General features: G+C 70.8%; 8 protein-coding genes and 1 pseudogene. 5 read left to right on the top strand and 4 right to left on the bottom strand.

Features of this window, described 5'->3' with window-relative positions; all coding sequences use genetic code 11:
* Window positions 1-194 (bottom strand): hypothetical protein (locus tag GWI24_RS35475; protein WP_210950142.1); only part of this gene is annotated, 194 nt, incomplete at its 3' end.
* 300 nt (window positions 195-494) lie between these two features.
* Here GWI24_RS35475 and GWI24_RS35470 point away from each other — a divergent pair.
* From GWI24_RS35470 to GWI24_RS35455, 4 genes are all read left to right on the top strand, one after another.
* The gene (locus tag GWI24_RS35470) at window positions 495-1,967 is read left to right on the top strand and encodes an amino acid permease (RefSeq protein ID WP_210950141.1); all 1,473 of its coding nucleotides are present in this window, start codon (window positions 495-497) and stop codon (window positions 1,965-1,967) included.
* Window positions 1,968-1,977: 10 nt separating this feature from the next.
* Window positions 1,978-2,433, top strand: a complete 456-nt coding sequence (locus tag GWI24_RS35465) for an Lrp/AsnC family transcriptional regulator (RefSeq protein ID WP_086882116.1) — start codon at window positions 1,978-1,980, stop codon at window positions 2,431-2,433.
* Between the two features lie 367 nt (window positions 2,434-2,800).
* Window positions 2,801-3,598 carry a carbon-nitrogen hydrolase family protein gene (locus GWI24_RS35460; protein ID WP_210950140.1) on the top strand — a complete coding sequence of 266 codons (798 nt, stop codon included), beginning with the start codon at window positions 2,801-2,803 and terminating at the stop codon, window positions 3,596-3,598.
* Window positions 3,599-3,664: 66 nt separating this feature from the next.
* The gene (locus tag GWI24_RS35455; RefSeq protein WP_210950139.1) at window positions 3,665-5,374 is read left to right on the top strand and encodes an NAD(P)/FAD-dependent oxidoreductase; all 1,710 of its coding nucleotides are present in this window, start codon (window positions 3,665-3,667) and stop codon (window positions 5,372-5,374) included.
* A gap of 64 nt (window positions 5,375-5,438) precedes the next feature.
* On the opposite strand, the gene GWI24_RS35450 is transcribed toward GWI24_RS35455, so the two are convergent.
* Both GWI24_RS35450 and GWI24_RS35445 read right to left on the bottom strand, forming a co-directional pair.
* Complete coding sequence (locus GWI24_RS35450; protein ID WP_210950143.1) at window positions 5,439-6,140, bottom strand: DUF5995 family protein; 702 nt, start codon at window positions 6,138-6,140, stop codon at window positions 5,439-5,441.
* A 94-nt stretch (window positions 6,141-6,234) separates the two neighbouring features.
* A complete protein-coding gene (locus GWI24_RS35445) occupies window positions 6,235-7,119 on the bottom strand; it encodes an NAD(P)-dependent oxidoreductase (RefSeq protein ID WP_210950138.1) in 885 nt (294 codons plus the stop codon).
* A 128-nt stretch (window positions 7,120-7,247) separates the two neighbouring features.
* Between GWI24_RS35445 and GWI24_RS35440 the strand changes: the two genes are divergently transcribed.
* Window positions 7,248-8,111, top strand: a complete 864-nt coding sequence (locus GWI24_RS35440) for a helix-turn-helix transcriptional regulator (RefSeq protein ID WP_210950137.1) — start codon at window positions 7,248-7,250, stop codon at window positions 8,109-8,111.
* Between the two features lie 104 nt (window positions 8,112-8,215).
* On the opposite strand, the pseudogene GWI24_RS35435 reads toward GWI24_RS35440, so the two are convergent.
* A pseudogene (locus GWI24_RS35435) lies at window positions 8,216-8,454 on the bottom strand (nitrate reductase); the annotation flags it as partial.

Raw genomic sequence — 8,454 nt, 5'->3', positions numbered from 1 at the left:
CCCGGTTCTGTGGTATCGGAGCGCTGGAGGAAGTCCGCCTCGATCCGGCCCAGCGTCCGGATGAAGTCCTCCCACACTCTCGCGCAGTATTCGAGCGGGTAGCGCTCGCTGTCACCCCCCTGGTCACGAGGCCGGAACACCGGTTCGGCACCGAGGCGGGAGTGATCGGGTGGTTGCACACTGTCAGTGGTCACGTCCCCACCAACGACCGCTAAAATGGTGCAGTATCGCGGCATTCGGGTGAAACGCGCGCTGACGAGCTCAGTGTTTCGCAACGATTCACCGTCGGGCGCCCCCGCGCGCAACGTTGCGACACGTATGCGCAACCATGGTCCATTACGGCCGTCGGCGGACGGCTCATAGGGTCTTGCGCTGACATGGAGTGGCGGAGACCGGCTGCTCGGCGAATCCCACCTGCGGGTTTCCCTCCCGGGTACCCGTGTGTCCGCAGTCGGTCGCCACCACCTGATGGCAGCGATTAAGGAGCCACCCAAGTGTTGGAGCACGGCGCAGCACCGCCCGCCACCCAGCAACCGGAACCAGACCCTCCGGTCGGCGGGCTGGGCGCCCGGCTGATGCGGCGCAAGCCGGTGGAGCGGCTGGTCGCCGAGGGCGGCCAGGGCGAGGGCGGAAGCCTCCGGCGCTCGATGGGCGTATGGCAGCTCACCATGATCAGCATCGGCGCCACCCTGGGCACCGGCATCTTCGTGGTGCTCGGCGAGGCGGTGCCGGACGCGGGCCCCGCGGTCGTCGTGTCATTCGTCATAGCCGGGCTCACCGCGCTGTTCTCCGCGCTGTCGTACGCCGAGCTGGCGGGCACCATCCCGGTCTCCGGCTCCTCCTACTCGTACGCCTACGCCACGATGGGCGAGCTGATCGCCTGGGTCTGCGGCTGGTGTCTGATCCTGGAGTACGGCGTCTCGGTGGCGGCCGTCGCGGTCGGCTGGGGCGAGTACCTCAACGAACTGCTCGACGGCACCCTCGGGATCACCATCCCCGACGCGCTGGCCGCCCCGCCCGGGGACGGCGGGATCTTCAATCTGCCCGCGCTGCTCGTGGTGCTGCTGGCCATGGCGTTCCTGCTGGGCGGCGCCAAGGAGAGCGCCCGCGCCAACGCCATCATGGTCGGGGTGAAGATCGCGGCGCTGATCCTCTTCTGTGCCGTCGCCTTCACCGGCATCCGGGCCGGCAACTACACCCCGTTCATGCCGCTGGGCATGGCGGGCGTCAGCGCCGCCGGCGCCACCCTCTTCTTCTCCTACATCGGCTTCGACGCCGCCTCCACGGCCGGTGAGGAGGCCAAGAACCCCCAGCGCGACCTGCCCCGCGCGATCATGCTCTCGCTGATCATCGTCACCGCGCTGTACTGCCTGGTGGCCGCCGTGGCGGTGGGCGCGCTGCCGTGGAAGAAGTTCTCCGGCTCGGAGGCCGCGCTCGCCTCGATCATGAAGGATGTCACCGGACAGAACATCTGGGCCGTGCTGCTGGCGGCCGGCGCGGTGATCGCGATCGCCTCCGTGGTGCTGACCGTGCTCTACGGGCAGACCCGCATCCTCTTCGCGATGTCCCGGGACGGGCTGGTGCCCAAGGTCTTCTCCACGGTCCACGCCCGGACCGGGGTGCCCCGCGCCAACACCGTCATCGTCTCGCTCTTCTGCGGTGTGCTCGCCGCCGCGATCCCGCTCGGGCAGCTCGCCGACGCCACCAGCATCGGCACGCTCTTCGCCTTCGCGCTGGTCAACATCGCCGTGATCGTGCTGCGCCGGACCCGGCCCGACATGCCCCGGACCTTCCGGGTGCCGCTGTCCCCGCTCTTCCCGGTGATCGGCTTCGTGCTGTGTCTGTGGATGATGGGCAGCCTGCAGTTCGTGACCTGGGTGGTCTTCGGCGTGTGGATGGCCGTCGGCCTTGTGCTGTACTTCGGATACGGCATGCGCCGATCCCGACTGGCCACAGCAGAGAAGTGATTGCCCCCCAGTGCGACTGAACGATCTCGACGAACGCATCGTCCACGCCCTCGCCGAGGACGCCCGCCGCTCCTACGCCGACATCGGCGAAATCGTCGGGCTGTCCGCGCCCGCCGTCAAACGGCGGGTGGACCGGCTGCGCGCGGAGGGAGCCATCACGGGCTTCACGGTGCGGGTCGACCCGGTGGCGCTGGGCTGGGAGACCGAGGGCTTCATCGAGCTCTTCTGCCGCCACAACACCTCGCCGGAGGACATCCGCCGGGGCCTGTCGCGCTACCCCGAGGTGGTGTCCGCGTCCACCGTCACCGGTGACGCGGACGCCGTCGTCCAGGTCTTCGCCGCCGATATGCGCCACTTCGAGCGGGTGCTGGAGCGGATCGCGGGGGAGCCGTTCGTGGAGCGCACCAAGTCCGTGCTGGTGCTGTCGCCGCTGCTGCGGAGGTTTAGTTCGGGCGCCCCTACGTAGGCGCTCCGCTGGGTGGCCCTGGTTCGCTGTTGTGCCCCGACCTGTCGTTGATCGGCTGCGGCGCCGTCGTGGCTGGTCGCGCCCACGCGGAGTGCCCGGACCTGTCGTTAATCGGCTGCGGGGCCGTCGTGGCTGGTCGCGCAGTTCCCCGCGCCCCTTCGGGGCTCGTCCTGGCGGGTCCCCGCACGTGACCGGCTCCCGGGCGTCTCTGGCCCGCAGGTGCCTGGCCGCGCGATGCGCAATGAATCGTCGTGTACCGATCCCCATACGTCATGAATCGACGCCGGACGCAATGAAGTCGTCTTGTTGGGCGATCCGGAGGCAACGTACTGTTTTTATGCCCGTACTCCTCCTCCCAAGGTCTGCCATGCCGCCGCTGCGCACCGCTCTGCTCCAGAACTCCGGTCACCCCGGCGACCCCGCCGGTAACCTCAAGGTCCTCGACGAGGCCGCCGCCCGCGCGGCCGCCGACGGCGCCGGGCTGCTGGTCACCGCGGAGATGTTCCTCACGGGCTACGCCATCGGCGGCGGCGTGCGGGAGCTGGCCGAGCCGGCCGACGGGCCGAGCGGCCAGGCCGTGGCCGAGATCGCCGCGACGCACGGTCTCGCCATCCTCTACGGCTACCCCGAGAGCCACGCGGGCGCGGTCCACAACTCCGCGCGGCTGGTGGGCGCGGACGGCACCGAGCTGGCCAACTACCGCAAGACCCATCTCTACGGCTGCTTTGAGCGGGAGTCGTTCACCCCCGGGGAGACCCCCGTCGTCCAGGCCACCATCGGCGAGCTGACCGTCGGCATCCTGGTCTGCTACGACGTGGAGTTCCCCGAGAACGTACGGGCGCATGCCCTGGCCGGGACCGATCTGCTGGTGGTGCCCACCGCGCAGATGCACCCCTTCGAGTTCGTCGCCGAATCCCTGATTCCGGTGCGGGCCTTCGAGAGCCAGATGTACATCGCGTACGTCAACCGCAGCGGGCGCGAGGGCGAGTTCGACTTCGTCGGGCTGAGCTGTCTGGCCGGGCCCGACGGCGCCACCTGTCTGCGCGCCGGCCGCGGCGAGGAACTCCTCCTCGGCGACGTCGATCCCAAACTGCTGACGACCTCGCGCCGGATCAACCCGTATCTGCGCGACCGCCGCCCCGGTCTCTACACCTCCCTCAGCTGATCCGTCCGGCCCCTGCCGCACCCGAACCACCCTTTTGAGCACCAAGCAGCAAGGAGTCCGTACCCCATGACGTCCACGGTGCCCACCGCCGTCCATGACGAGCAGGAGACGCAGGCCCTCGAGGCCCTGCCGCCCATCACCATGTTCGGCCCGGACTTCCCCTACGCCTACGACGACTACCTCGCCCACCCCGCGGGCCTGGGCCAGATACCGGCGACCGAGCACGGCGCCGAGGTCGCGGTCGTCGGCGGCGGACTCTCCGGCATCGTCGCCGCGTACGAGCTGATGAAGATGGGCCTGCGGCCCGTGGTCTACGAGGCCGACCGGATCGGCGGACGGCTGCGCACCGTCGGCTTCGACGGCTGTGACGACGCGCTGACCGCCGAGATGGGCGCGATGCGCTTCCCGCCGTCCTCCACCGCCCTCCAGCACTACATCGACCTGGTGGACCTGAAGACCCAGCCGTTCCCCAACCCGCTGGCCCCCGAGACCCCCTCGACCGTGGTCGACCTCAAGGGCGAGTCCCACTACGCCCGCACCATCGACGATCTGCCGCCGGTCTACCGCGAGGTGGCCGACGCCTGGAACGCCTGCCTGGAGGAGGGTGCGGACTTCTCCGACATGAACCGCGCCATCCGCGAGCGGGACGTGCCCCGGATCCGGGAGATCTGGGCGCGGCTGGTCGAGAAGCTGGACAACCAGACCTTCTACGGCTTCCTCTGCGACTCCTCGGCCTTCACCTCCTTCCGCCACCGGGAGATCTTCGGCCAGGTCGGTTTCGGCACCGGCGGCTGGGACACCGACTTCCCCAACTCCATCCTGGAGATCCTGCGCGTCGTCTACACCGAGGCCGACGACCACCACCGCGGCATCGTCGGCGGCAGCCAGCAGCTTCCGCTGCGGCTGTGGGAGCGCGAGCCCGAGAAGATCGTCCACTGGCCCCAGGGCACCTCGCTGGCCTCGCTGCACGAGGGTGCGCCCCGCCCGGCCGTGACCCGGCTGCACCGGGCCGCGGGCGACCGCGTCGTGGTGACGGACGCCAGCGGTGACATCCGCTCGTACCGCGCGGTGGTCTTCACCGCGCAGTCCTGGATGCTGCTCTCCCAGATCGACTGCGATGACTCGCTCTTCCCGATCGACCACTGGACGGCGATCGAGCGCACCCACTACATGGAGTCCAGCAAGCTCTTCGTGCCGGTGGACCGGCCGTTCTGGCTGGACAAGGACGAGGTCACCGGGCGGGACACGATGAGCATGACGCTCACCGACCGGATGACCCGCGGCACCTATCTGCTGGACAACGGCCCGGACCGGCCCGCCGTCATCTGCCTCTCCTACACCTGGTGCGACGACAGCCTGAAGTGGCTGCCGCTGTCGGCGAACGAGCGGATGGAGGTCATGCTCAAGTCGCTCTCGGAGATCTATCCGAACATCGACATCCGCAAGCACATCATCGGCAGCCCGGTCACCGTGTCCTGGGAGAACGAGCCCTACTTCATGGGCGCGTTCAAGGCCAATCTGCCCGGCCACTACCGCTACCAGCGCCGGCTGTTCACCCACTTCATGCAGGACCGGCTGCCCGCCGACAAGCGCGGCGTCTTCCTCGCGGGCGACGACATCTCCTGGACGGCGGGCTGGGCCGAGGGCGCCATCCAGACCGCGCTCAACGCGGTGTGGGGAGTCATGCACCAGTTCGGCGGCGGCACCGACCCGAAGAACCCCGGGCCCGGCGATCTGTACGACGAGATCGCGCCCGTCGAGCTCCCCGAGGACTGAGCCGGTCCGGGGCCGTTTCAGCACCCGGACCGGGGACCGTTCAGCACCCGCTCCGGGGGCCGCTTCAGCACCCGGACGGCAGAGGGGTGAGCAGAAAGCGCCCGACCAGACCCACGGTGGCGTCGACGCGCTCCGCGAACTCCTCGGCCAGCTCCGGCACCGCGCGCAGCCCCCACAGCGCGCGGAACGCCGCCCATGCGGCGTCCCGCGCCTTCTCCAGGCTCCAGGAGCCCACGAGATGGGTGAGCGGATCGGCCACGTCCAGCAGGTCGGGGCCGGGCATCAGCTCCTCCCGGATCCGCTCCTCCATCTCCGTGAGCAGGGCGCCGATCCGGTCGAAGTCGCCCTCCAGGGCGTCCGGTTCGAGGTCCCGGGCCCGGCAGGTGTCCAGCAGCGCGAGCGCCAGGTCATGGCCGATATGGGCGTTGATCCCGGCGAGCGCGAACTGCACCGGGCGGACCCCGGGATGGCACCGCAGCTGGAACAGCGGCCGCCAGCAGGCGGGCGGCCGCCCGCCCGTGGCCACCGCGTCGACCGCCGCCAGATAGCGCTCGGCGAACCGCACGTCCAGCTCCTCGGTGGCGGACGGGTCGTGGAAGTACCCGTCCGCGAGCCGTCGGCCGACCTCCTCGGTGACCGACAGATACACCCCGTTGAAGACCGCCACCCCGTCCCCCGGCGGCAGCGCCGCGCCGATCGCGCTCATGCGCGCCACGACGCTTCTCACGGTGCGCGGTGCTAGCCGGGCGGGCGTGGGCATGGGCATCGTCATGGACGCCAGGGTGGCAGGCCGGAGGGGCGCGGTCCCGCCGTACGCCGCCGCTTCCCCTGAACGGTCTAACGCCCCGTCAACCGCCGTATCACAGCACACCCGCGTCGCGCGCCGTCCACATCGACGGATACAGCGGCCGCCAGCCCAGCTCGTCGCGCAGCCGGAGGTTGGAGGTGATCCCGAACCAGGGGTCCTCGTCGGTCCGCTCGGTCATGCCCTCGGGCAGCGGCACCCCGTTGATCTGGTAGAGCTCGACCGTGGTCGCCGGGGCGTCGTCCACGATGTTGTACTTGCGGCCCGACACCGAGCCGCCGGCGGTGCCGCCCGGCGCGCGCAGCAGTCGCAGCAGCGCCTGCGTCGCGTCCGCGTGGTGGACCATGGCGAGCCGCTGGTTCCCGGCCCATGCCGCCGCGTGCGGCAGGACGTTCGCCAGATGCGGATCGCCGTCCCCGTAGACGAAGGCCAGGCTGCCGATCCGCAGATCGAGGCCGTGCTCGCGGTGCAGCGCCAGCAGCTCCCGCTCCGCCTCGGCCTTGGAGGCGGGGTACGCGCCCCACAGCAGACCGCCGGGCCTGCTCTCATCGTCCTCCGTGAGCGGCCGCCCGCGCGGGGCGCCGTACACCAGATTGGTGCTGACCTGGAGGAACCGGCTCGTCCCGGCCTCGACCGCGGCCCGCCCGAGCGCGACCGCCGCGTCCCGGTTGACCGCCCACGCCTCCTCGTCCGGCACCCCGCGGAAGGCCGCCGCGATGTTGACCACCGCGTGCACCCCCTCCATGGCCCTCCGCAGATCCTTCTCCTCGCGCAGATCGCCGACCATGAGCCGCGCGCCCTGGGCCGCGAAGGGGGCGCCGCGCTCCTCGTCGCGCACCAGCACCCGTACCTCGGTACCGGCCGCGGGCCGCTCCAGCAGCCGCTTGGTGAACCGCCGTCCCACCTGGCCGGTCGCACCCGTCACCAGAATCAAGGGCATGAGCATCCGCCTTTCGTCTCGTCGCTCGGCCTCAGCCTGCGGCGGGCGGGGCGGGGCCGGGAGAGACCTCCTCATCCAGGGATCCGCAGACCCTGGATAAGGGACGCGGACGCGGCGACGATGGGACCGTGCATCGAACGGAACTCGCCGACTTCCTGCGCCGCTGCCGCGCCCGCCTCGGTCCCGCCGAGGTGGGCATGACGCCCGGCCCCCGACGCCGTACGCCAGGGCTGCGCCGGGAGGAGGTGGCCCAGCTCGCGGGCATGTCCCCGGACTACTACACCCGGCTGGAGCAGGCCCGCGGCCCGCGCCCGTCCCGCCAGATGCTGACCGCGCTGGCCCGGGCGCTGCGGCTCACCGACGACGAGCGCGACTACCTCTTCCATCTGGTGGGGGAGGAGCCGCCCGGCGACCGCAGCACCTCGGAGCATGTGCGGCCCGGTCTGCTCCGGGTGCTGGACCGGCTGTACGACACCCCGGCCCAGGTGATCACCGACTGGGGCGAGGTGCTGGCGCAGAACGCGATGGCGGCGGCGCTGGTCGGCGACATCATGGGGCGGCCGCCCGGCGACCGCAATATCCTCCGGTCCTTCTTCACCCGGCGCGACGCCGCCTCCGACGCCCCCGGGATCTTCTCGAGCGAGGAGATCGAGGAGCACGCCCGGCTGCATGTGGCCACCCTCCGGGCCGTGCTCGCCGCCCGCCCCGACGACCCCGGCCCGGCGGGGCTCGTGGCCGAACTGCTGTCGGTGAGCGCGGAGTTCGCGGCGCTGTGGGAGGCCCATGAGGTGGCCGTATGGCACTCCAGGGTCAAGCGGTTCACCCACCCGGTGGTGGGGACGATGGAGCTGGACTGCGAGGTCCTGCTGAGCTCGGAACACGCCCAGCGGCTGATCGTCCACACCGCCCGCCCCGGCACCGAGTCCGCCGAGCGGCTGGAGCTGCTGCGGGTGGTGGGCCTGCAGGACCTCGCCCCGCGAGAAGCGCTATAGGGGCACGCCGGCTTTGGGGCTACGCCGGCTTTGGGGCTACGCCGGCTTTGGGGTTACGCCGGCTTTGGGGTTACGCCGGCTTTGGGGCTACAACGGCTTGAGGGCTACGCGGGCCGCTTGTCGTCGTATTCGCTGGTGCCCGCGTCCAGCAGGGGCTCCTGCCGCTTCAGATGTGCCGGGGCCAGGGCACGCAGCACGTGGTAGCCGAGCAGCACCACGATCGTGCCGAGCGCGATCCCGCCCAGCTCGAAATTGTCGCCGATCTTCAGGCTGACACCGCCGACGCCGATGATGACGCCCGCCGCGACCGGCACCAGATTGAAGCGATTCCGCAGGTCCACCT

This window comes from Streptomyces sp. MK37H, from assembly GCF_018035285.1.
Classification (GTDB): domain Bacteria; phylum Actinomycetota; class Actinomycetes; order Streptomycetales; family Streptomycetaceae; genus Streptomyces; species Streptomyces endocoffeicus.
Note: the sequence above shows the minus strand (reverse complement) of the source record. Positions and strands in the feature narration are given on the sequence as shown.